Genomic DNA, 23763 nt, shown 5'->3' with positions numbered 1-23763 from the left:
GATGAGTAAAGTATTTGAATCACATTCTTTAATCGATGAAGCGAAAAATAGAAAAAAGCAATATGAGACGCTGGAAGAGCAGCTGAACACGCTAAAAAAGGCGTTTCAGGAAGTTGCTGAGTTAGGTGACAATTTTAAAGGAAAAGGCGCGGACAATATTAAGGACTTCTTTCAGGGACAGGCGGAAATCGTCGACAGCTGGCTGACACTTGTCTCTGCTCAGATTGCATTTTTGAACGGCATTTCAGGAGATATTAAAGATCAAGAACTGAATGATTCATATGTGGAAACTTCTTTTTTGGATCATGAACTGCCCAACGGAGATTTAAAAGCCTCGGAAATTGTCTCCGCTCATAAAGCAGAAATCGATTCTATTTTGTCAGGCATCAGCGATATTATTGATCTCGACATGTACACGCTTGACGACTATGCAGATAAGATGGGCGATGCCCAGAAAATCAGACGTGACACGATCACGGCAGTCGATAAGCTTGATGAATCCCTGACCACTGAATATCAAAATTTAGAATCTTTGGACAACGCAGTGCTCACCAAATATTCTGTTCTTATGCAGGCCACCAGCAATGGGAAAAGCGCATCCCCTATGTACTATGACAAAAAAGCCTTCCACAGCAATGAAGTTTACAAAAGCGTGATTGAAGTAGAAAAGCAAGGAACGACCTATATTGATGCAAAAGCCCAGCAAGCCGAAGCAAGACGGCTTCAGGAAAAGGCTGAAGAAGAAGCGAATAAACCGTGGTATGAAAAAACATGGGATGGAGTTTGCAACTTTACTGGAGAAGTCACTGGCTATTATGATTATAAAAGAGCGACGGAAGGCGTTGACCCGGTTACCGGAGAAAAACTCTCTGCCGCAGAACGTGTGACAGCAGGAGCAATGGCTGCAGCCGGATTCATACCGGTCGTCGGCTGGGCAGGCCGCGCTTTCAAAGGCGGAAAAGCCATCTACAAAACCGGAAAAGCGGCTATCGCGGCCGAACACGCTTTAGATGCCTACAAAACAGGCAAATCCTTAGACATTCTCAAAATGTCAGAAATGGGCGCATACGGCCTTGTTGCGTCAAACGGATTCTCTGAAGCCGTGACAGGCAGAGATATGTTTGGAAACAAAGTGTCTGAGGAGAAGCGGAAGACGGGAGCGCTGGAAGCGGCATTGAGCTTGGTTGGAATTAGTTCTGCTCATTATGTTGATAAATTGCAAAGAGTAAATGCTCCATATAATAATGTATCAATGCCCATTACAAAAAATACGGATATTCCACAAAGAACTAGTAGAATTGAATACTTGCGAAATAAATATGGAAAATTATCAAAAGAGGAAATCCATCAAAGAATTAATCTAAGAGGTGAAGTACATCAAGAACTAAATAGATTAATTAGTAAAGGAATAGGTAAGAAGCAAAGAGGACCTGCTGTTGCTGGCGTACTTGATAAAAAAACTGGTAAGTATTTTTTTGGTATCAATGAAGCTAAAGGGTACTCTCCGGAAATACAGCATGAAATTATAAAAAATAGAATAGAAAATATGCCAATCGATTTAAAAACAGGTTATGAAAAAACTTTAGGTGCGGGTTCTCATGCTGAAGTCTATGCTTTAAATGATGCTCTATTGTCAAGACCTGATGCAAAGTTGGATGAATTTATGGTATATGTTATAAGTGCAAGGAAGATTAATAAGTTCATGCCACAAGGGTCCCCGATGCCTAGATGTCCGCACTGTGAATACATTACGAATGAAGCTCATTATATACCAGAGGTGCTTAATTATGGAAGAAAATGATAAATACACTAAAGACTTTGTTATTAAAAATGGTGTTAACTTTGATGATTTATGGTATACATCATACAGTGATGAGATTCTGGATAATCCTGAAGATGAAGGGGGAAAACCTTTTACGGGGTTAGCATACGAATTGTTTGAGAATGGTAGTCTAATGTATTTTTGTCACTATAAAGATGGTTTAGCTCATGGCTTAAATCGTGAGTTTTATAAAAGCGGTAATATAAAGTGTGAAGAACATTTAAAGTATGGGTTAGTTAATGGTAAGAGTGTTTGTTGGCACGAGAATGGAAATATTAAATCAATAAGTGAAGTTGAACTTTCAGTTAATTTAGTTTATAAAGAATGGGATGAAAACGGAAAACTTCTAAATGAAAAAATATTAGAGCAAGATAAAAATAATGCTCAATATGTGACGTTATTAAAAAGAAGAGAAATTAATCAAAGTTTAGGAAGATCTTAAGATATTTAATAGTATATACTAAACTATTTAGAAAAAGTTTATCCTTTTAACATGGGATTAACTTTAAGAGTACTTTATTTACTGATAATTTTATTTACTGTAAATTTGTTTGAACTTGCCGAGATTAAATCGGCAAGTTTTTTAAATAATGATGCATAATAATAGACAGATTCCATTAAAAAGCTGAAAATTTGAAGTGTGGTAGAGAAGCAGACATTACACAGTGATCAAAATCTAACGTTCAATAAAGATCCTTTGATGGCTGTGCAATGGTGGAAAATGATTTCAAGCTAGAAAGCCAATTGAAAGAAGGACGGGCTTTACTAAAAAGATTTTGTGGCTTCAATAGAGTCGTTATTTTGGCAATTGGGAGCGGCAGGAAACTACGAATAGAGCTGATCCAAAACGGAGACTGTGTGAATTATTTGGAAATATATTGTTTTGCCGGACTGGATGAATTAATGGAAAAGTTACATTTGATTTTAAAAAAGGTGTTGCATAATCAAAATGAGGGGAGAGCAATTTTAATGCATGTTGAACAATTACATGATTTTAACTTAAACAAAAAAGATCAGTTTATTGAAATTCAACAATCACTTAAACATAAAATCAATATATCAAATCACATCGCTATAGACTCTATCGAAACCTGCGCAGGCGTTGACCTTGCCTACTGGGAACAAAACGGCGAACCGCACGGGGTCTGCAGTATAATCGTTATTGACGTCGATACAAAAGAAGTCATCGAAAAAGTCCACAGCATAGGCAAAATCAGCGTGCCGTATGTGGCCGGATTCCTTGCGTTTCGTGAGCTGCCGCTGATCATCGAGGCGGCCAAAAAACTGGAGACGGAGCCGGATGTGTTTTTGTTTGATGGCAATGGATATCTGCATTACAACCATATGGGTGTTGCCACACACGCCTCTTTTTTCCTCAACAAGCCGACAATAGGCATTGCCAAAACCTACCTCAAAATCAAAGACTGTGATTTCGTCATGCCTGTAAATGAAGTCGGCGCTTATACTGACATTGTCATTGACGGCGAGGTGTACGGCCGGGCGCTTCGTACGAGACAGGATGTAAAGCCTATTTTTCTGTCATGTGGAAACGATATCGATTTAGACAGCAGTTATCAAATTACAATGAGCCTGATTAATCAAGAAAGCAGGCTGCCGATACCCGTTCGTCTTGCTGATCTTGAAACACATATCTTGAGAACGTTATATCAGGAGAATCAAGTCTAAGCACTTGCTGGCTAACACTGCAAGTGTTTTTTACATGGAGAGAATATAATTCGGATTTTATTTGTGGGAGACATGCTTCTCTCTGTCTTCAGATTAATTCCTGTATATCTGGCTTAAGTATACAGACGGGGACACTCCAGTGACTTTTTTGAACACTCTGCTGAAAAAATAAGGTTTAGAATATCCTGACGTGTTGCTTATTTCCGTTATGTTTTTATTACTCTTTTAATAGCCTGTTCAACAGTTCATATTTGTATGCTGTGATCCTTTTTCTGAATAAGGAGGAAAGGTAGGCATAGTGCACTTTTAATATCTTTGCAGGCCAGCTTTTTATTTTTGCCATGATGGAGTAATTCAATGATTTGGCTAATAATATAGAATTGCTGTAGAGAACGATGAAAAACTGATATGTTAACGAGCAGACCAGCAGTGTTCTGAAAACAAAAGACGACTCAAATGCTTTTAAGATATTGGCTAGCTGTCTTTCTGCATAATCTTTAGGGGACAAGCTGCCGCTTTTGGGGAATGTCTGAAGAAGAAGCCAACAAACCTTGGTATGAAAAGTAAAAGAATTCAAAGAGCCGACGAATGTAAAAATTCGTGTCCATAAGACTGTCACACCGGATGGAGCAACTTTCCCAATTGTTCACGCTGATGTGGAAACGAAAGCTGTAAAAGATCTTGGAATTGTGAAGATGGCTAGTAGTGGTAGCGGGAATAGTAAGAAACTTTTCGGTCAAAATGGAACTCAAATTGCAAGTAAGACAACATGGCAAAATGGGAAGACAGAAAGAATAGACATTGAAAACCCAAATCCAGGGCAAAGAGAAGGTCAAATTCACTATCATGAGCCAAATAATAAAAAATGGTACTTTGATGTTGAAACAAAAAAGTCTTATGACCAAAAAACAGGTGAAGATGCACCTAGCAAAATTCAAAAAGTACTTAAAGACAAAAGTGTTCAGAAAGCTATAAATAAGGGATTGAAATTTTTAGGTGAGGATCCTGTATTTTAGTATAGGAGTGTAGATTATATATGGAATATACAAATAAAAATATGAAAAGACTAAAAGAACGACTTGAAGATCTGAGCAATACAAATAAAGTTGACCTATCTAATTTAAAGGATATTATTTCACCTAATATAGTTAAAGTAGACGATTGCTTTATTCTAGATCTAGAGTATGAGTTACCTGATAATCCAACTATAAATTGGAATAGAATTTTAAAAATGTATGGGGATAAAACGGGGTATGAAGCATCGTGTAATGAGCTTCGCATAAACGATTATTTAGACTACAGTGATTTGTCCGGTGAAGAGATTTTACTTTATGCGCTTCAGGTAGTGGATGGTTGGGAACATCATTTAAAAGAAAAATTTCCTGAACATAAATTTATTGTGATTATAAGTATTGATGAAGGTTTTGCGACAATTAGATTTTATAAATATAGAGAAAAGGAAAGCAGTTGGCTAAAGGCCGATATTGAAGAGTACGGAAACGAAGCTATTCTTGTAAAAGAAATTAACTTTGGTAATTAAATTTAACTAAAAAGAAGCAGGTAGTTATACTGTACCTGCTTTTTTAGTTTTTACTTTGAGAGCAAGAAACATTACAAATGATCAAGCCTTTACAGAATTAATAGTAAAACTAATTCAAAACTGTTGATTTATGAAAAAAATAAAGTTTAAGTTTTGTAAAAGGTAAAATTAAATGATTCAAAAATATAAAGGAGAGAATGACTGAAAACGAAACTAAAGAGGTTTTGTTAATGAGAAAACATGTTAAATTAGATGTTCCAAAAGCAGATTTACATCCCCTAAAAATAACACAAGGTTGGAAAGTGAATTATAATCATTTTGTTGAAATAGATCCAAGAACTTTAGAACCGAATGATGATTCCTGGTTTTTGTTCACAGACAGTTTGTTGCAGCTTTATCATGAACAATCCTCAATAACGCTTGATTTAGGCTGGGTTCCTGACATTTCTGCTGAAGGTAACTATCTGGTTTCAATAGTTAAAAATAATGATTGGGAAACCCCTATTAAAGAATTTTCATCAGACGACTATAAAAAAGTGATTGCACATATTGAATATCATTTAAAAGAAGTAACAACAACTTGGTGGAAATAGTTAAATAATTAATGGATTAAGGGATGGAGTGATTATTATTTATGGAAGATGGAATCAGATTTATTGTTGAATATCCTGAAATCGGTGACTTGCTTCATCGGCTATTTGTGAATAGGGAATTAGATGAATGGTACAAGAACAAATGTGCAGAGAAAATAAAGGTACCTGATGAATTTAATCAAATAAAAGGTTTGAAAAAAATTGAAGTTAGAGATTTAAACAATCCTTCAGGAGAAATCAATATCCACTTGCAAGATCTTTCTGGAGAAAATGGATTTCATTTAGAACAGCAAATCAATATGAAAGTATCTAAATTGGTTCCTGTTTATGTACTAAATTATAGTTATTCCCTAAGACACGATTTAATTGATGGCGCTTATGATATTGTAGGGACCGCTGAATCTTTAGAATTCATTCAGGGAACGAACTATATCAATAAGATAATGCAAGAGAAAGGGTTTATCGAACTCAGTTATTTGTATGATTACTACGATACTGTGTATGAGTGGAGTGAATTGCCACATATACAGCCTTTCAACAGAAGATTAACATTAGGAGATGCCTTGTTTACTGATGTATTAGAATTGCTATAGTTAGAAACTTGCCGTGTTGTCATCGGCAAGTTTTTTTATAGATAGGATAACAATGTGGAGTACAAGGAGAAGCGAGATGAGCAGAGATCATATTTCTCAATTGCAGCCATTAAAAATCTGTGATGGCTGGTATGTAGTACTGAACAATTTAAACTCAGAAAAAAGAACGGTAGAAGAATATGAACTACTAATACTGCAAAATGAAAAACATAATGCCATTATTAAGGTACTATATCAAGCTGATCAATACCATATTAAAGTGGTTGGCTTAAAAATAGATAAGATTTATGACGTAGAATCTTTTGATAAAATAGAACATGTATTAGAAGAATTAGAATATCAAATCTGGAGTGTGGGAAGCGGGGTTTTAGAAGATTTGCAGCCGCTAACCCAACAGGTTCCCGATTTCTTAAGGCTAAAGATACCGGCTGGTTGGACTGTCGATTATATTACATTAAAAGATACTGACCCTAAAACATTAGAGGCAAGTGATGATGCTTGGTTATTTGACTTTAATCAGGATCTCCTGCAAATTTCTCATAAGACTAAAAACTTGTTGCTTGATGTAGGGTGGTACCCAGAAGGGGATCCAACCGGTAATTATGGCATTGAACTTATAAAAAACGAAGATTGGGAAAATCCATTAGAAGATATTATGTGCACTGAGCTTAAAGAATTAATTAAACAATTAGATAATATTTTTATGAAAGAAATTAAAAACGAATACTAATAAAGAAGCAGGTTGTACTACCTGCTTTTTTTATGAGGCTTAATTTATCTAATTAGTCTTTTGAGACAGGAGTCTTCGTAAGTCAGAGGTAAAAATACCTCATAGAGCAAACTAGTTACTAAAGAGGTCATGATTTGAGAAAACATGTTAAATTAGATGTCCCAAAAGTTAATATACACCCCCTAAGAATAACACAAGGTTGGAAAGTAAATTATAATCATTTTGTTGAAATAGATCCAAGAACTTTAGAACCGAATGATGATTCCTGATTTTTGTTCACAGACAGTTTGTTGCAGCTTTATCATGAACAATCCTCAATAACGCTTGATTTAGGCTGGGTTCCTGACATTTCTGCTGAAGGTAACTATCTGGTTTTAATAGTCAAGAATAATGATTGAGAAAACCCTATTAAAGAATTTTCTTCAGACGACTATAAAAAAGTGATTGCATATATTGAATATCATTTAAATGAAGTAACAACGACTTGGTGGAAATAGTTAAATAATTAATGGATTAATGGATGGAATGATTATTATTTATGGAAGATGGAATCAGATTTATTTATTAGTGAATATCCTGAAATCGGTGAATTACTTCATTGTCTACTTGTGAATAGGGAATTAGACGAATGGTACAAGAACAAATGTGCAGAGAACACAATTATTAGAAGAATTAGAATATCAAATCTGGAGTGTGGATAGTGGGGTTTAAGAGGATTTGCAGCCGCTAACCCAACAGGTTCCCAATTTCTTAAGCTAAAGATACCGACTGGAATGGATACACGTCAAAACAAACTCGCCTCAAGAGAAGCAATTTGCCAGAATGTCAGGAAACACGCTGCAAATCAAAAACGTGATCAAAAATGATGCAGGCCAAGAAACAATTTATATGACAAATGGCATTTCTGGCCCAAAATAAAAAGCACCCCCTGAGGGTGCTTTTTTCTATAAATGAGGAACTACTAGCCCCCCATATAAAAATGCCGCGATAATCAGGAAAGCCGGATGCAGTTTGAATTTTGTCATGCAAAGGAGGGAAATACCCGCAATCACTAAGGATTGAATCCAGCCGATGGCTTTGATGCCGTCGGCGCCGATTTGCCAAGTGAGAATAAGCATCATGACAGCGATAACAGGCTGGACAGACAGTGTCATGCCTTTGATCACGGGTGATTGGCGAAAACGCTGAATGATGCGAAGCAGGACGATCAGCGCGAACGCGGACGGTACAACAGTTGCGATTAGCGCAATCAGAAAGCCGGGCCAGCCGCCTGCGCTGTAGCCGACATAAGCGGCGATTTTGGTTGCGATCGGGCCCGGCAATGCATTCGCAAGTGCGAGCATGTTAGAGAATTGGTCGTTTGACAGCCAGCCGTATCTGTTTACGACTTCTTCAAACATCAGCGGGATAGAGGCTGGGCCGCCGCCATATCCCAGAACGTTTGCGATAAAAAATGCTGTGAATAAAAACATAATGATCATGAGGCGGACATTCCTTTATCTTTTGAATGTTTATTCGTCATTTTGTCTTTCAGTTTAAAATGAAATGCCCCGTATGCTAAGAAAATGATAATAACGATACCGGGGTTGATCTGTAACATTTGCAGTCCGATAAAAGCGATGATAAAAAACAGGATTCCGGTGACCCAGCCAAATCCTTTGAGCGCTTTTTGCCCAAACTCGTATGCCATGATACCGAGCATTACGGCGATAACCGGCGTTACTGCGCCAATCATGCCGGCAACAACTGCCGAGTGGCTTAAGACGTTTACAGCCGCAAATAAGGCAACCATTGCAAGGCATGTAGGCAGAATGTGGGCCAGAGTGGCAACAATCGCGCCTAGCGTGCCTTTTAGTTTGAATCCCAGATACGCCGCCATCTTGGTAGCGATCGGTCCGGGGAGTGCATTGGCGATGGCTAATATTTCTCCAAATTCATCATCATCTATCCATTTATACTTATTCACCGCTTCATGGCGGATCAGCGGAATCACCGATGGCCCGCCCCCGAAGCCTAAGATTCCGGTGCGCACCATTGCGGCGGTCATATCCCGATAAGGATGGTTTTTCATCAGTTTCTCTCCTTTACAGCTTCATTCCCATACGGCTTTTGTACCGTTTGATCAGCATTTGGCAATCAACGCTGACGACGCCCTGAAGCGGATACAGCCGTTTCGTTAAAAACTCTTCCATTTCCTGATCATCCGCGAAGATCCCGTGCATGTGAAGCTTGCTCGGACCAGTCATGTGATAAAGGCTGGTGACCGCAGGTTCTTCTTCAAGCTTTAGGGCGACTTCTTCTAGGAATTGCGGCTCTACCTCCACATTAAAAAACACGGATACATGAATGCCGATTTTAGCTGGATTGATCACGGCTGTGAATTTTTCAATAACACCTGCTTCAATCAGCTGATTAATGCGTGATTGAACCGCAACACGTGATAATTCAATTCTTTTGCCAAGATCCGTATAAGAAATCCTCCCTTCCTCATGCAAAATGGTAAGAATCTGTTTGTCTATCTCATCAAGAACAAGGTTAGGAATTTGATATTCATTGCCCATTTGTTTCACCTGCTTTCGTTTGACTTTTAGTCAATATTTTATCATATAAGTTTCATTTCGTAAGAGAAAATTTATATTTATTTTCGCAATGAATATAAAAGTATTTTTATGTTTGCGAAAAGGAGAAAGTTCGTCAGCTTTTCTTCCGGATCAGTAGATGCGAAAAAACAGGGTCTCTATAATGAAGAAAATCTCTTGCAAAGGGGACTTGTGATGAACAGATCTATTATCGGCACTAAGCAAATGGTCGTCAGTCCGCATTACCTCGCATCACAAGCGGGAAACCGCATTCTGGAGAAGGGAGGAAACGCATTTGACGCCGCTGTCGCCGTGAGCGCTTGTCTGGCGGTTGTCTATCCGCATATGACGGGGCTTGGAGGAGATTCCTTTTGGCTGACCTTTCATCAAAAAACAAAGGAGGTAAGAGTGTACAATGGCAGCGGCCGTTCAGGAAAAAATGTGACGAGAGACGTGTATAAGGGGAAAACTGAGATTCCGCTGCGGGGGATCGACAGCGCAATTACCGTACCGGGAATGGTCGATAGCTGGGATGCCGTGCTGAAGACATACGGACGGATGTCGCTTTCTGATGTATTGGAGCCTGCACTCCATTATGCTGAAAATGGTTTTCCTGTATCTGCAGATCAGTGCCGGCATACAGCGACGAATCTTGAATTGCTGGCGTCAACACCTTACACCGCTGATATCTTCACGAAAAACGGCAAAGCACCGGTCCCCGGCGAACGGTTTGTGCAAAAAGAGCTTGCGAACAGCCTGAAAATGATTGCTGAAAAAGGAAGAAGCGCGTTTTATGAAGATGATATCGCACAGCGGATTGTCTCGTATTTACAGCATAATGGCAGCTATATGACACTTGATGATTTTACAGCACACAAGGGTGAGTGGATGGAGCCTGTATCCTGTGATTACCGGGGGTACATTGTGTACCAGGCGCCGCCGAATTCCCAAGGTTTTACGGGTTTAATGACGCTGAACATTCTGGAAAACTATGATTTCAGCCAAATTGAACATGGTTCATTTACCTATTATCATGTGCTCGTGGAGGCACTGAAAAAGAGTTTTCTAGATCGGAATGCCGTTCTGACTGATCCGGCGTTTGCTGATATTCCGCTGGAAAGCCTCTTGGACAAAAGCTATGCCAAGCAGCTGGCGGAAGAAATTGGTTATATAGCTGAACCGGCGGAAAGCAGACCGGTAGGCAGTGATACCGCCTATGCGGCGGTGATGGATTCGGATGGCAACGCGGTGTCGTTCATTCAAAGCCTGTACTTTGAATTTGGCTCGGCTGTTACTGCCGGGGATACAGGCATTCTCATGCAAAATCGCGGCTCATTTTTCTCATTGGATGAAAACCATGTCAATACACTTGAGCCGAGAAAGCGCAGCTTCCATACGCTGATGCCGGCTATGGTCTGTAAGAATGGGGAACCGAAGATTCTGTACGGCACGCAAGGGGGCGAAGGCCAGCCGCAGACTCAGACGGCAATCATCACCCGGATGCTGGACTATGGAATGCATCCACAGCAGGCAATTAGCGAGCCGCGCTGGGTATGGGGCAGAACGTGGGGCGAGGATTATGAAGGTCTCAGAGTTGAGAACAGAATTGCAGAGAAGACGGTCGAAATGCTAAAAGAAAGCGGCCATCTCGTGGAGACAGTCAGTGATTATGACCCGCTGATGGGCCACGCCGCAGCAATCGCAGTGGATGAGGAGGGCTTTCTCCAAGGAGGAGCCGACCCAAGGGGGGATGGGGCGGCTGTTGGGATTTGACTAGCTAGAAAAATATACATATGTATATTAAGAGAGCAAGAAACAGGCCAGCCTCAATCAGGTGGTACATATACTGTTTATCTTCAGGTCTATACCTCCATTCTATAAAAAAGCGTAGAGAATCAATCGAAATAAAAAATAAAAGAAGCATATATCCCACAGGGAAAAAGATCATAGAAAAAACAAATAAAATAAGTAAACAAATTTCTATTAATCTCTGTGTGCTGCTAACTGGCTTATACAGCCAGCCGGATTTATGGATACCGAACTTTTTCTTGATAAGAAATTGCAGTGCTGTGCTGAACGATACTATGACCAGAAATACCAGCCAAAAATGAGTACTCATACCAATCCCTCCCATACTCATCTCTTTATACGTTCGTGGGAGAGAAAATGTTTCATAGAAAACACCCGGGGGGATTACTCCGGGTGTTGCATTTTTATAGGGTGTGTCTGCTGCTGGAAAATGGTTTTCATTTTATTCCATGCGATTTCTGTGTTTTCATCGAGGTCAAAGAGGCCTGAATTGCCGATGATAAAAATGTCATTCCCAGCTTCTGCAAGCGTGCGGAAGGTTTTTTCATTACAGGAGCCGTCAACCTCAATGGCATACGTATAATGATTTGTTTCTCTCCATTCTTTGGCCGCCCGGATTTTTTTCGTCATTTCTGCGATAAACGGCTGCCCGGCAAAACCCGGATCAACGGTCATAATCGTCAGTTTATCAATCAAATGAACATAAGGGCTGATCCACTCTAGCGGAGTGGCCGGGTTCAATACAATCCCGACCTTTGCGCCATGATCTTTGATTTTGTGTATCAGCCGAAATGCCGCCCGGTTAATCGTTTCGGCGTGCACGCTAATGTAATCAGCGCCGGCCTCTGCTGTCATATCGATAAAATCCTCCGGCTTCTCAACCATCAGGTGGGCATCAATCGGGAGAGCTGTCACTGTTCTGAGCTGGCTGATGAAAAATGGGGACAGCATAATGTTTTTGACAAAATGGCCGTCCATAATGTCAACATGATACATATCGGCACGGCTGTTTAGAATGGTGATCTGCTCGTTGAATTTTGTTAAATCCATACACATCAGAGAAGGTGAAAATAAATGTTTCATGACGCAGCATCCCTCACTTTAAGTACATAATTGTATGATCCAGCCAAGAAGAATCCCGATAATGCCAAAGTCTGAATCACCGTAAGTTGTGCCTTCAAATCCGAGCGAGCCAAGAACCGGCAGAAGAAACGCAGGCAGAAAAGAAATGAGAATGCCATTGGCAAACGCACTGAGTACAGCACCCCGCACGCCGCCGGTTGCATTTCCATAAACTCCCGCCGCCGCTCCTGTAAAGAAATGCGGTACAAGTCCCGGGACAATAACGCTGAGACCGAAGACCGGAAGAAGAAAAATAGATACAATACCCGCCAGGAAGCTGGATAAAAAACCGATAATCACAGCGTTGGGCGCAAAAGGAAAAACGGTCGGACAGTCAAGAGCGGGTTTGGCGCCTTTCACTAGCTTTTCTGCGATGCCTTTAAAAGCAGGGACAATTTCCGCAATTACCATCCGAACCCCCGCCAAGATGACATATACCCCAGCAGCGAACGTAATGGCCTGCATAAAGGAATAAACGAGAAAATGGCTTCCGCCGCTCAACGATGCTTCAATATAGTCCTTTCCGGCGAAAGGAGCGACAATAAAGAAAAGGAGTGCCATCGTTAAAGAAATGGAGACTGACGTATCCCGCAAAAATCCTAATGATTTCGGAACTTTGATATCCTCAGTGGAATGAGATGGATTGCCCGCATGTTTGCCGATGAATCCAGCAATAAAATAGCCGGCAGAACCGAAATGCCCGAGAGCAAGATCATCGCTTCCTGTAATTTTTTTTGTATACGGCTGAAGGATGGCGGGTGACAGCACCATCAGCCCCCCAAGAATAATGGCGCCCGCAGCAATGAGAGGAACACCGCTGATGCCGCCGGTAATCAGCACGGCCGAAATCAATGAAGCCATGTAGAGAATATGATGGCCGGTTAAGAAAATATATTTAAATGGCGTTAGACGCGCCAGCAATATGTTAACAATCATTCCGAAGATCATAATGAGTGCCGTTTCTGTACCAAACGTTTTTTGAGCAATGGCTGAGATTGCATCTGTATTGGGTACGACGCCTTTAATGTGAAATGCTTTTTCGAACATGCTGCCGAATACCGCAAGTGAATCTGAGACAATCGCCGCCCCGGCACTGAGGATGACAAATCCCATGGCCGTTTTCAGTGTGCCCGATACGGTATCCGCAGCATTTTTCTTTTGCAGAAGCAAACCGGCTAAGGCAAAAAGTCCAATTAAGATAGCAGGAGTTCCCAGGAAATCGTTTATCAAAAAATCAAGCATCAGATGCACCCCCGTCGTCTATGTTTTTTTGTGTTACAAGTTGGAAAGGATGGCTTCTTTGATTTCTTTCTGGTCCAGCAGGTTTTTGAGTCCGACCACGTTACGCGTTCCATCGTCAAGGCCTGACACAATATCGGCTGATCCTAAATACAGATCCGCTTGCTCTGTTTTGCTTGAGGTGAGGTCTGTATGTGTCACATCAGCGCTGATGTTCAGTTCTTCAATGATTTTTTTTACATTCATTTCAACAATAAAGCTTGATCCGAGTCCATTTCCGCAAACAATTAAGATTTTTTTCACTTGAATCACTCCTAATGTGAGTATTTTTGTATCATTGGCAGCACATCTTCCGCCGATTGAGCGTTAATCAGCAATTGAATGTTTTCCGGATCACCCAGCATATTCGTGAGCTGGGAGAGGGCTTTCAAATGGGTGTCATTGTCGATTGCCGCGAGCACGATAATCAGCTGGACTGAATGCTCGGGCTTCTCTGAAAAGGAAACGGCTTGTTTCAGTCTCAGAAAGCTCATACCGATTTGATTCACACCGTCTTCAGGCCTTGCGTGCGGGATGGCGACGTTCGGCGTAATGACGATATATGGGCCCAGTGTCTGAATCGTGGCAATCATGGCATCGACGTATTGAGGGGTAACAGACCCGTCATCCAATAGCGGCTTTGCCGCCATGCGGACGGCATCTTCCCAACCGGGGGCAGAGTCGGCCATCGTTATATGGTTAGGTGTCATTAATTCAGCAAGCATTGGTTTGCGGTTCGCCTCCTTTTCATGTTTGTGCGGCTGTCCTAAATACTCGGTCAGTTCGCGCATCAGCTCTGTTTTATGAATGCCTTCTGCGTGTTTTTCGATGATGCCCATGATGTCATGGACACTTGGATGGAAATGGGCAGCGCTGTTTGAGAGGGCATCTACTTTTTTCAGCAGGCTGATCTTTTCCCTGCTGTTCAGTATGGGATTGACGATGAGTACAGGCACCCCTCTGTCTGGGAGCGGAACGGTAGAGATCAGGACATCCGTTTCAAGCGTCATTGTTTCATAGACACGGCTTGACACGGTTTCCAGAATATCGACATTCGGCAGAAGATCTTCAATTTGGCTTTGCAAAATTTTTGATGTGCCGATGCCGCCCGGGCAGACAATAACCGCTGTTTTTCTAAGTGAGGGCGCGACCCCTTCGCGTTTCATCCAGCCTCCGAAATGCATGGCGATAAATGCTGTTTCTTCACTGCTGACAGGCTTTCTTAATTCTTTTTGAAGATGATGAACGACTTTTTTCGTTAAGCAGAAAATATCACTGTATTTCGTTTTGATGGAGGCAGCTATATCACTCTCATGAGGGGTGATATCATATTTAATCCTGTAATAAGCTGATTTCAAATGAAGCACCAGATGTTTTTTTAGATTTTCCGGGTCTTGAAAAAGCACGCAGGCGTAACGCTGGAAATCGACAATCATTCGGTCCGCGATATCATGTACCGCATCCAGCTCACCTGCAATGAGACTTGAAGCGGGGAACTGACTGATTTTAGCCCCTAGCAAATGGATTGTGAAGTAGCACATTTCTTGATCAGAAATAAAGGCTTTTTCCGGCAGTTCCGCCGCTTCCACCGCTCGAACGGCCGCTTCATATTCCTTCGTTTGCCTGATGGCGTATTGCTCTTCTTGTTCTAAAGTGATTTCTTTTCCCGCCTGTATTCTGATCAGAAATAACGTAAAGTGCACACTTAAGCCCGTGAGAACATGATCAGCAAATTTCATGTGAAGAAGTTTTTCGAACGTCAGCAGCATAGAGCGCATGATTTGGATTCGCTGCTCACAAGCAGCTGGATCGGGGCAAAGATCTGTAACCGCCGCAGTGCTGCTGCTCTTTTGCATGAGCTGATTTGCATATTCAGCCAGCATTTTTCGCTTTTGCTGCTCTAATCCTGAGAAAAAATAACCCTTTTCTTTGGTAAAGCAAAGAATGATACCGAATGTCTTCAGCTTTTCGCGAATATGCTTTAAATCCTGAATGGCGGTGTTGCGGCTAACGTGATTTTCGTCAATGAAGTGTTGCAGAAGCAACCGTCTGTTTCTCATTAAGATACGTAGGATCACTCTTGCCTGTCGCTCTGAAGGAGAAAATTCATATCTTGAATTTGTCAGCGTTTTCATTTCTGATGTCAGCATTTTTTTCGTTTGGTCTTCTAAATAAAATCCTGCTGAACGCCTTCTTTTGATCGGTGTCAGTCCTGTCTCTTTCAGCCAGCCGTTAATTTTTTCAATGTCATAATACAGCGTTCTCCTTGAAATGTTTAATTGCTCCGTTAATTCGCCGCAAGTAACATAGCTTTTTGTGTTGAGAACCTGGTGAAGTATGGCTGATCTTCTTTGGTCTAAAAGCATGCCCATCAGCTCCTTATGTGCAGGTGATATCAGTCTGCCGTCCTTCACTTCGTGCGGGCTTATTTTAATTGTAATGGGCAACATCTGAATTTATAAGACCAAATCAGTGCAAACGATTTGTGCAAATATCATTCCTTCACACAAAAAAAGCCAGGCACATGCTGTGCCGGCTTTTTATGACAGTGTCTTTTTGACTAGTTTCTTCTATATAAATAGTCCTTTTATGAACCCGGACGAATCAATGTAAATTCTTCACCGAGCTTTGCATAATGGTTTCCGGCTAATCTGGAAGCCGGCTTTAATTCGTCCGTCAAAATATACCCTTTATCTGCGTCATACACCTTCTCATCGAGGTGAAAACAGACAACTCTGCCAATAAGCAGATCAGCCGTGGTTACACCATGATCATTGTCGAATGTGATATGCCGTTCGAGTTTGCATTCAAAACGAACGCGGGCTTCTTGAATGCCAGGCACCGAGACAGCTGTGCTCTCTACAGAATGGAGAGAGGTGCGTGTCATTTCACTTTCATCCGGCCCTAAACTTGCCGCCGTTTCATTGATGTCTTCAATGATAGCTTCATCACTGACATGGACGACAAATTCACCGTTTTCTATCGCGTTTCTGGCTGTATCTTTTTGCCGTCCTTCTGATCGGTTAACAGAAATACTGAGTAGCGGAGGATCTGAGCTGACCACGTTATAGAAACTGAAAGGCGCCGCATTGATTGTCCCGCTTGAAGAAAGTGTTGTAACAAATGCGATCGGGCGCGGAATAACAGCTCCTGACAGCAGCTTATACGTGTCCTTGGAACTAAGCTCTTCTGCTTGAAATATGTACATAACAACACCGCCTTTATTGTAAGGATACCATGAGTATAACGAAATCCATTCAAAGAAACCAAATAATGCGGGTTGCATATGCTATGTCATGACATATAACTGATATAGGGGAATTAGAAAATAGGCTACCGTACGTATGCCGGAGCCTATGACAGTTTTGTATTATTTATATTTCTTTTTGACTACCCAGCAATTGCCGTCTTTCCAGAATTCTTTTTTGCTGTCGTAATCATCTTTTTTGTGGTGCTGAAATTTTCTGCCGTGTTTTTTGTGAGATCTTTTCTTATGAGAACAGAACGATTTTTTGTAGCTGCGTGATCTTTTCTTATGAGAACAGAACGATTTTTTGTAGCTGCGTGATCTTTTCTTGTGAGAGCAGTAAGACTTTTTGTAGCTGCGTGATCTTTTCTTGTGAGAGCAGTAAGACTTTTTGTAGCTGCGTGATTTTTTGCGAGAACAGAACGATTTCTTGTAGCTGCGAGACTTTTTGTAAGAACGGTATGATTTTTTGTGGCTGCGAGATTTCTTGTGAGAACAGTAAGATTTTTTATGGCTGCGAGATTTTTTGTGAGAACAGTAAGATTTTTTATGGCTGCGAGATTTCTTGTGAGAACAGTAAGATTTTTTATGGCTGCGAGATTTCTTGTGTGAGCGGTGCGACTTTTTATGACTGCGTTTTTTTCCACGAGGCTCTTGGTATAAATAAGTTTTTAAACCTTCTTTTTTTGCGGATTTCACCGCTTCTTTGATATCAGAATGGGAATAGTGGCCCAATTGAAATCCTCCTTTTTGTAATTGGTTTAAGGATGAAGATCCTTACTACACACATAGTACGCACGATTGTAAAAAGTGTATAAGTGTTCCGCTGAGATCTCACAAAAATAAAAGCCTAATTTTGAAGGGGGACTACGGATGAAGAATCAATCAAATTTGCCTCTGTATCAGCTGTTTATTCATCCAAAAGACTTACGGGAATTAAAAAAGGATATATGGGATGATGAACCGGTTCCGGCTGTGCTGAAAGTGAATCAGAAAAGATTTGATATCGACATCGCTTATCGCGGATCTCATATTAGAGATTTCAAAAAGAAGTCGTACCATATTTCCTTTTATCAGCCGAAAACATTTCGCGGGGCCCGCGAGGTTCACTTGAATGCGGAATATAAAGATCCTTCCATGATGAGAAACAAATTGTCTCTCGATTTTTTCTCAGAGCTGGGGACGCTGTCTCCGAAGGCAGAATTTGTGTTTTTAAAGGTAAATGGGAAGAATGAAGGAGTGTATCTAGAGCTTGAATCCGTCGATGAATATTATTTAGCGAAAAGGAAGCTGGCGGACGGAGCCATTTTTTACGCGGTTGACGATGATGCTAATTTTTCTCTCGTGAGTGATTTGGAGAGAGAAACGAAGACGTCGCTTGAGCATGGGTATGAAAAGAAGACAGGGACCGAGGAAGATGATTTTTATTTACAGGATATGATTTTTAAAATTAATACTGTCCCTAAAGCTCAATTTAAATCAGAAGTGACAAAGCATGTGAATATCGATAAGTATTTGCGCTGGCTGGCCGGCATTGTGTTCACCTCAAACTATGATGGGTTTGTCCATAATTACGCTTTGTACAGAAGCGGGGAAACCGGATTATTTGAAGTGATTCCTTGGGACTATGATGCGACCTGGGGCAGGGATATCCATGGAGAGCGGATGGCTGCAGATTATGTAAGAATCCAAGGGTTTAATACATTAACCGCTCGCATTTTGGATGAACCCGATTTTCGCAGGTCCTACAAGCATCTGTTAGAAAAAACGCTCCAATCTCTCTTTACCATTGAATATATGAAACCAAAAATATTGGCGCTTTATGATCAGATCAGGCCGTTTGTCCTGATGGACCCATATAAAAAGAATGATATTGAACGTTTTGACCGTGAGCCGGAAGTGATTTTTGAGTATATTAACAATCGTTCACAATACATTAAAAGCAATTTAAGTATTTTGTGAATGCATGATTATAGGTATTCGCTGAAAATCAGACAATTAGGCTATTCAATTAGTTCAAGAAATAAGTGTGACACGTATATATGCAATATATTTATCATCTATGTATAAATGACTAGGAGGGTAATGAATGAGCAAGAGGAGAATGAAAAATCATTCAAATCATGATATATCTTACTATAATTTTTTGCATTCAATGCAAGATAAAATTGTCACTGTATATCGAGGAGGTCCGGAATCTAAAAGAGGAAAATTGGTAGCTGTAAAATCAGATTATATCGCCTTACAAACTGAAAAAAAAACCATTTATTATCAATTGGATCATGTCAAAAGTATTACAGAGGATACCAATAATAGCACAACAACAATTGAGACGGCAGAAATGGCTGATGCTGATGATTTTCACAGCTTAATCGGACAGTTAATGAACCAATCAGTGCAATTAAATCAAGGCGGTCCGGAATCTAAAAAAGGAAGTTTGGTATGGCTAGGAGATGATTTCGCTGCGTTAGACACAAATGAGGATGGCGTAGTTTATTTTAATATTCATCACATCAAAAGCATAAGTAAACATGATGACGCTGTAAATAAAGAAGGACATACGCCAGGTGTCTTGGAAGCTGATCATTTAAACGAAGTTTTTAAGAGTTTAACTCATAAATGGGTTTCGATTAATCGAGGAGGACCAGAAGCAATTGAAGGGATCCTCGTAGATAATGCGGATGGTCATTATACTTTAGTGAAAAATCAAGAAGTGCTTCGGATATATCCTTTTCATATCAAGAGCATCAGCTTAGGCCCAAAAGGCTCTTACAAAAAAGGTGATCAAAAGAAAGAACATGATGATAAAGAAGAAAGCAAATATGATATAGACCAAAAACAAAAACACGAAGAAGAGGGGGACAGTAGTTCGTTAACCTCTTCAACATCATATAGCTCATCAAGTTCGTCCAAATTATATCGGTCACCAAGATCCTCAGACTATCAATCGTCAACATATGATCGGTCATCTGATTCCAAAAGTTCATCCAAATCATATCGGTCACCAAGATCTTCAGATTATCAATCATCAACATATGATCGTTCATCAGATTCCAAAAGTTCTTCCAAATCATATCGGTCACCAAGATCTTCAGATTATCAATCGTCAACATATGATCGTTCATCAGATTCCAAAAGTTCTTCCAAATCATATCGGTCACCAAGATCTTCAGATTATCAATCGTCAACATATGATTGTTCATCAGACGCCAAAAGTTCGTCTAAATCATATCGGTCACCAAGATCTTCAGATTATCAATCATCAACATATGATCGTTCATCAGACACCAAAAGTTCGTCCAAATCATATCGGTCATCAAGATCTTCTGATTTTCATCGTACCGGAAGCCAAAAGGAAGATTATAGCTATGAAACGATTGTTAAAACAATAGACTATCATTGGAAGCGCAAATTTTAATAGATAATGAAGGTGCATCAGATAAAGTGATGCCCTTTTTCATTCAATTAAAGGGGGAGAATGGTGAAAGGTTTGAATCAATTTCTTGACACAGATGTTGAGGTTGTCATTTCAGGAGATACAAGATTTGTTGGCACACTTATAGATATTGGACAGGATATTTTTGTTATATTTGATGGCTGCAATTATCTTTATATTCCCTTGCTGCATCTTCATCAAATGAACAAAGCAATAAATACGAATACTGAGAAACCAATTTTAATAGATCCGGAAGATCCAATGATGGAGGCGGAAAATAATAGTTTTTCTTATAGAAACACATTAAACAAGGTGAAAGGCAAATTTATTGAAATTTATGTAACGGGGGATCGGTCAATACATGGATATGTTACAAGTGTTTTAAATGATTATATTGTATTTTTTTCACCTGTTTTTAAAACACTTTTCATATCTATGCATCATTTAAAATGGTTTACCCCTTATTCAACAGAACAAACGCCGTACACTCTTGATAACTCTCAATTGCCCGTCGTACCTTCCAGTGTTTCACTTGTGCGTAATTTCGAGGAGCAGATCAAAAAATATGTTGGCCAATTGGTCATATTTGATATGGGGGAAGTGCCAGAGAAAGTCGGTCTATTAAAAGATGTGTCTAATAATATCATTGAGCTTATTAACGCAAGTGGAGAGTCAATCATTTGGAAGTTAAATCATCTAAAGACAATGCATCTCCCTTAGCGCAGCCTATACTGAAAATAAACTGCCCTCGAATAGCAGAAGGCAGTTTTTTGTTTCATACTCTGCTAAAGAAACAACCAACTGATCCAAAAATATAAACATGTTAGTGTAAAAAGAACAGTCAGCGGAATGATTAATATGGTCGTTTTTAAATATTCACCCCAGGAAATACTTTCATCATGCTGTTTTAATATATGCATCCAAATAAGTGTTGCTAATGTTCCTATAGGTAATAATAAGGAACCAATATCACTCCCAATGATATTTGCCAAGTAGATGATTTTTGCTGTTGAAGGATTCAGGCTCATTTCCGTTAAAGTAAAAGTACTGATCATTAAAGCCGGATGGTTGTTGAATAGATTCGAAAAAACAGAGGTAGAGATACCTGATACGAAAGTAGCGTAGGAGAGGCTTCCAGAAACCATTGGTTCAAAATAATTGACAAGTAATTCAGTAAATCCAATATTGTGCAGCCCATAAATGAGGACATACATAGTAAAAGCGAAAATAAAAATGTGCCAAGGTGATTTGTATAACAAGTCTTTAGGAGAGGTTTTGAAATAAACCCATCTCCAGGCCAAAAGGATAATCGATCCGATGACAGCGACAAGAGGAACGGAGATACCGGTATATGACGCGGCAAATAAGCTGATTCTGACGAGAAAAACAAATGCGAGTACAAATAACATTATTTTTGTTTGATTTCGTTTTGGTAATGGAGCTGATGGCGAATAAAGGGGATGGTACCTTCTATGTTGCAGAGACTGAAAATGGTTCGGTATATCCGGCAGGCTTTTAGGAAGACGTTTATAAAAGAAAATAAACAGTAGACAAGCCATAAAAAGGAGTCCCATCATACTAGGGACAAACATCATGGCAGTGTGCAGATATAGATCCATGCCAATCATTTTGAGAGAAATTAAATTTACAATATTACTTACGCCAATCGGTGCGCTGGAGGCTGTAGCTATTAAAACGCCGCTTATTAAATAAGGGGTTTTTTGATGTTTTTTCAAACCTAAATATTTTAAAACCAGCAAAAGGATGGGGGTTGTGATCAAAACGCTCCCATCATTATTTAGGAAAATGGTCATTAAAAAGCAAAGTGAATTGGTTAACCAAAAAAGCTTGATGCCTGATCCCCTGGATTGTTGGAGCAGCTTGGCGGCCACCCAATAAAAGAACCCGAAACTTTCCAATGCAATGGCCATGATCATAGTGGCAAGAATTGTGACCGATGCACCTGTGACTTTTGATCCTATTTCTCCTAAGTCTGTCAATGACACACTTCCGCATAATATCACCATGAAAGCGCCTATTGTTGCGGGGATAGCTTCATTTAACCCTTTCGGTCGCCAGAAAATAAAAAGCATTGTTATGAAAAAAGCGAGCAATGTTAATATACTCGTGAACTGTGTAATATATGTCACCTCTCTATCTATCATTCTTAACATCAAACGATTGTCATACGCTTACTAGTATCCTTGCCAACTATTTGTACTGTATGTATACGTATACCGATAAGAAGTTGTACTAAGCGATTATATTATATTAATTAAAATTCCATGAGAATCCCAAAAGAAAAAAGAGTTCGCAAGTATCATTTCAGGTACTTGCATCACTCTCTTTAGTTCTTAACTGCTGACAATTTGAAATATTAATAAATTGCTTTAAAAGCGGATTTTGATTGTCTTTGCGATAGGCGATAACCCATTCGGCATTCAGCTGTATTTTATCTATTGTTCGATAAGTCACATCCAAGTTAAATAACTTTTTAGCTGAGGAAGGTACAAATGTAATCCCGATGCCGGCGCTGACTAACCCAATGACCATTTGATATTCAGTCGCTTCCTGTACAATGTTTGGTTTAAAGCCAGCCTGCTCACAAAATTGGATGAAATCAATGTATAAAGTAGGCCATGCTTCCTTGGCTACAGTAATAATCGGTTCATCTCTCAAATCTTCAATTGTAATGGCTTCCTTAGATGTTAACGGGTGTTGTTTAGGCAAAGCTAAAACACAAGGACTGCTTTGGGCGATTTCAGTATGTAATGCTGTATGCTGCAACGGAGGATGAAGTATACCAATATCAATGTTTCCCTTTAGTAGCTCATCCTGCTGCCTAAATGAGGATATTTCCCGTAATTCAATTTTTACTGATGGGAATTTTTTACGGTATTCCCGGACAATCGGCGGCAGAAATTCATATGTAGCTGATCCGACAAAACCGATAACGAGATGGCCGTGCTCGCCGCGAGCCGTACGCTGTGCCAGTTCAATCGCTTGATCAATTTGCATCAAAGCCGTACGGCAGTGAGTTAAAAATATTTCTCCGGCTGCGGTTAGCTCCACAAATCGTTTTGTCCTCTTCAGTAGCGTCACCCCGACTTCTTTTTCCAGCTGTTTAATCTGCTGGCTGAGGGGAGGCTGTGTCATGTTCAGCCGAAGTGCAGCTTTTCCGAAATGAAGCTCTTCGGCAACTGCGATAAAGTATTGAAGGTGGCGAAGCTCCATCAATCATGCATTCCTTTCGTAGGTTAATAATTCGTAATACATATTAATCATAAGTCGAATTGATATTGGAGGTCAATTTCCAAAGAGTGTATAG

At 40.1% G+C, this 23763-nt stretch carries 25 protein-coding genes and 1 pseudogene; 13 read left to right on the top strand and 13 right to left on the bottom strand.

What is annotated here, in order from left to right:
- The first annotated feature begins 1 nt into the window (after position 1).
- From NST56_RS19365 to NST56_RS19355, 3 genes are all read left to right on the top strand, one after another.
- Positions 2-1801: a T7SS effector LXG polymorphic toxin gene (locus tag NST56_RS19365; RefSeq protein WP_339178555.1), complete on the top strand. Its 1800-nt coding sequence runs from the start codon at positions 2-4 to the stop codon at positions 1799-1801.
- Positions 1788-2264 (top strand): toxin-antitoxin system YwqK family antitoxin, encoded by a 477-nt coding sequence (locus tag NST56_RS19360; RefSeq protein WP_339178553.1) that lies wholly within the window; start codon positions 1788-1790, stop codon positions 2262-2264. The genes NST56_RS19365 and NST56_RS19360 overlap by 14 nt, the downstream gene beginning before the upstream one ends.
- A gap of 527 nt (positions 2265-2791) precedes the next feature.
- Entirely contained in the window at positions 2792-3508 is a 717-nt protein-coding gene (locus tag NST56_RS19355) for an endonuclease V (RefSeq protein ID WP_268504472.1), read from the top strand.
- Between the two features lie 93 nt (positions 3509-3601).
- Here the strand turns inward: NST56_RS19355 and NST56_RS19350 are convergent, their stop codons facing one another.
- Positions 3602-3709, bottom strand: coding sequence for a hypothetical protein (locus NST56_RS19350; protein WP_339182311.1), 108 nt, complete (start codon positions 3707-3709; stop codon positions 3602-3604).
- A gap of 353 nt (positions 3710-4062) precedes the next feature.
- Between NST56_RS19350 and NST56_RS19345 the strand changes: the two are divergent.
- The 6 genes and pseudogenes from NST56_RS19345 to NST56_RS19320 all read left to right on the top strand — a co-directional run.
- A pseudogene (locus NST56_RS19345) lies at positions 4063-4524 on the top strand (transposase); the annotation flags it as partial.
- Positions 4525-4544: 20 nt separating this feature from the next.
- Positions 4545-5048 (top strand): hypothetical protein, encoded by a 504-nt coding sequence (locus tag NST56_RS19340; protein ID WP_339178549.1) that lies wholly within the window; start codon positions 4545-4547, stop codon positions 5046-5048.
- 197 nt (positions 5049-5245) lie between these two features.
- Positions 5246-5641 carry a hypothetical protein gene (locus NST56_RS19335; protein ID WP_339178546.1) on the top strand — a complete coding sequence of 132 codons (396 nt, stop codon included), beginning with the start codon at positions 5246-5248 and terminating at the stop codon, positions 5639-5641.
- 41 nt (positions 5642-5682) lie between these two features.
- Positions 5683-6234: a hypothetical protein gene (locus tag NST56_RS19330; protein ID WP_339178544.1), complete on the top strand. Its 552-nt coding sequence runs from the start codon at positions 5683-5685 to the stop codon at positions 6232-6234.
- A gap of 76 nt (positions 6235-6310) precedes the next feature.
- Complete coding sequence (locus tag NST56_RS19325) at positions 6311-6964, top strand: hypothetical protein (protein WP_339178543.1); 654 nt, start codon at positions 6311-6313, stop codon at positions 6962-6964.
- Between the two features lie 768 nt (positions 6965-7732).
- A complete protein-coding gene (locus NST56_RS19320) occupies positions 7733-7882 on the top strand; it encodes a hypothetical protein (RefSeq protein ID WP_339182307.1) in 150 nt (49 codons plus the stop codon).
- Between the two features lie 26 nt (positions 7883-7908).
- Here NST56_RS19320 and NST56_RS19315 read toward each other — a convergent pair whose 3' ends face one another.
- From NST56_RS19315 to chrS, 3 genes are read right to left on the bottom strand one after another with little or no spacing between them, the layout of a single operon-like run.
- Positions 7909-8445, bottom strand: coding sequence for a chromate transporter (locus NST56_RS19315; protein WP_069486818.1), 537 nt, complete (start codon positions 8443-8445; stop codon positions 7909-7911).
- A complete protein-coding gene (chrB, locus tag NST56_RS19310; protein ID WP_268448181.1) occupies positions 8442-9035 on the bottom strand; it encodes a chromate efflux transporter subunit ChrB in 594 nt (197 codons plus the stop codon). Before chrB ends, NST56_RS19315 begins: the two co-directional genes overlap by 4 nt.
- A gap of 13 nt (positions 9036-9048) precedes the next feature.
- Entirely contained in the window at positions 9049-9525 is a 477-nt protein-coding gene (gene chrS, locus NST56_RS19305; RefSeq protein WP_339178539.1) for a chromate efflux transcriptional regulator ChrS, read from the bottom strand.
- 213 nt (positions 9526-9738) lie between these two features.
- On the opposite strand from chrS, the gene ggt reads away from it, so the two are divergent.
- Positions 9739-11316 carry a gamma-glutamyltransferase gene (gene ggt, locus NST56_RS19300; RefSeq protein WP_339178536.1) on the top strand — a complete coding sequence of 526 codons (1578 nt, stop codon included), beginning with the start codon at positions 9739-9741 and terminating at the stop codon, positions 11314-11316.
- Between the two features lie 4 nt (positions 11317-11320).
- Here ggt and NST56_RS19295 read toward each other — a convergent pair whose 3' ends face one another.
- The 7 genes from NST56_RS19295 to NST56_RS19265 all read right to left on the bottom strand — a co-directional run bounded on the left by NST56_RS19295 (position 11321) and on the right by NST56_RS19265 (position 17734).
- Positions 11321-11662, bottom strand: a complete 342-nt coding sequence (locus tag NST56_RS19295) for a DUF4181 domain-containing protein (protein ID WP_333513389.1) — start codon at positions 11660-11662, stop codon at positions 11321-11323.
- A gap of 74 nt (positions 11663-11736) precedes the next feature.
- Complete coding sequence (alsE, locus tag NST56_RS19290) at positions 11737-12435, bottom strand: D-allulose 6-phosphate 3-epimerase (protein ID WP_339178533.1); 699 nt, start codon at positions 12433-12435, stop codon at positions 11737-11739.
- Between the two features lie 18 nt (positions 12436-12453).
- A complete protein-coding gene (locus NST56_RS19285) occupies positions 12454-13716 on the bottom strand; it encodes a PTS ascorbate transporter subunit IIC (RefSeq protein WP_339178530.1) in 1263 nt (420 codons plus the stop codon).
- Positions 13717-13749: 33 nt separating this feature from the next.
- The gene (locus tag NST56_RS19280; RefSeq protein WP_010332137.1) at positions 13750-14016 is read right to left on the bottom strand and encodes a PTS sugar transporter subunit IIB; all 267 of its coding nucleotides are present in this window, start codon (positions 14014-14016) and stop codon (positions 13750-13752) included.
- Between the two features lie 11 nt (positions 14017-14027).
- Positions 14028-16118, bottom strand: coding sequence for a BglG family transcription antiterminator (locus NST56_RS19275; RefSeq protein WP_339178527.1), 2091 nt, complete (start codon positions 16116-16118; stop codon positions 14028-14030).
- Positions 16119-16339: 221 nt separating this feature from the next.
- On the bottom strand, positions 16340-16960 hold the full coding sequence (locus tag NST56_RS19270; protein WP_010332135.1) for a flavin reductase family protein: 621 nt from the start codon (positions 16958-16960) through the stop codon (positions 16340-16342).
- A 162-nt stretch (positions 16961-17122) separates the two neighbouring features.
- On the bottom strand, positions 17123-17734 hold the full coding sequence (locus NST56_RS19265) for a spore gernimation protein GerQ (RefSeq protein ID WP_168748917.1): 612 nt from the start codon (positions 17732-17734) through the stop codon (positions 17123-17125).
- A gap of 138 nt (positions 17735-17872) precedes the next feature.
- Between NST56_RS19265 and cotH the strand changes: the two genes are divergently transcribed.
- The 3 genes from cotH to NST56_RS19250 all read left to right on the top strand — a co-directional run bounded on the left by cotH (position 17873) and on the right by NST56_RS19250 (position 21155).
- Positions 17873-18961, top strand: a complete 1089-nt coding sequence (gene cotH, locus NST56_RS19260) for a spore coat protein CotH (protein WP_010332133.1) — start codon at positions 17873-17875, stop codon at positions 18959-18961.
- 127 nt (positions 18962-19088) lie between these two features.
- Positions 19089-20417, top strand: a complete 1329-nt coding sequence (locus NST56_RS19255) for a spore coat protein CotH (RefSeq protein ID WP_339178521.1) — start codon at positions 19089-19091, stop codon at positions 20415-20417.
- A gap of 63 nt (positions 20418-20480) precedes the next feature.
- Positions 20481-21155: a DUF2642 domain-containing protein gene (locus tag NST56_RS19250; RefSeq protein WP_168748915.1), complete on the top strand. Its 675-nt coding sequence runs from the start codon at positions 20481-20483 to the stop codon at positions 21153-21155.
- A gap of 65 nt (positions 21156-21220) precedes the next feature.
- On the opposite strand, the gene NST56_RS19245 is transcribed toward NST56_RS19250, so the two are convergent.
- Positions 21221-22549: an arsenic transporter gene (locus NST56_RS19245; protein WP_268448198.1), complete on the bottom strand. Its 1329-nt coding sequence runs from the start codon at positions 22547-22549 to the stop codon at positions 21221-21223.
- 211 nt (positions 22550-22760) lie between these two features.
- Complete coding sequence (gene alsR / locus NST56_RS19240; protein ID WP_010332129.1) at positions 22761-23669, bottom strand: acetoin biosynthesis transcriptional regulator AlsR; 909 nt, start codon at positions 23667-23669, stop codon at positions 22761-22763.
- Between the last annotated feature and the right edge of the window lie 94 nt (positions 23670-23763).

The organism is Bacillus sp. FSL R5-0560 (assembly GCF_037966305.1).
GTDB classification, from domain to species: domain Bacteria; phylum Bacillota; class Bacilli; order Bacillales; family Bacillaceae; genus Bacillus; species Bacillus mojavensis.
Note: the sequence above shows the minus strand (reverse complement) of the source record. Positions and strands in the feature narration are given on the sequence as shown.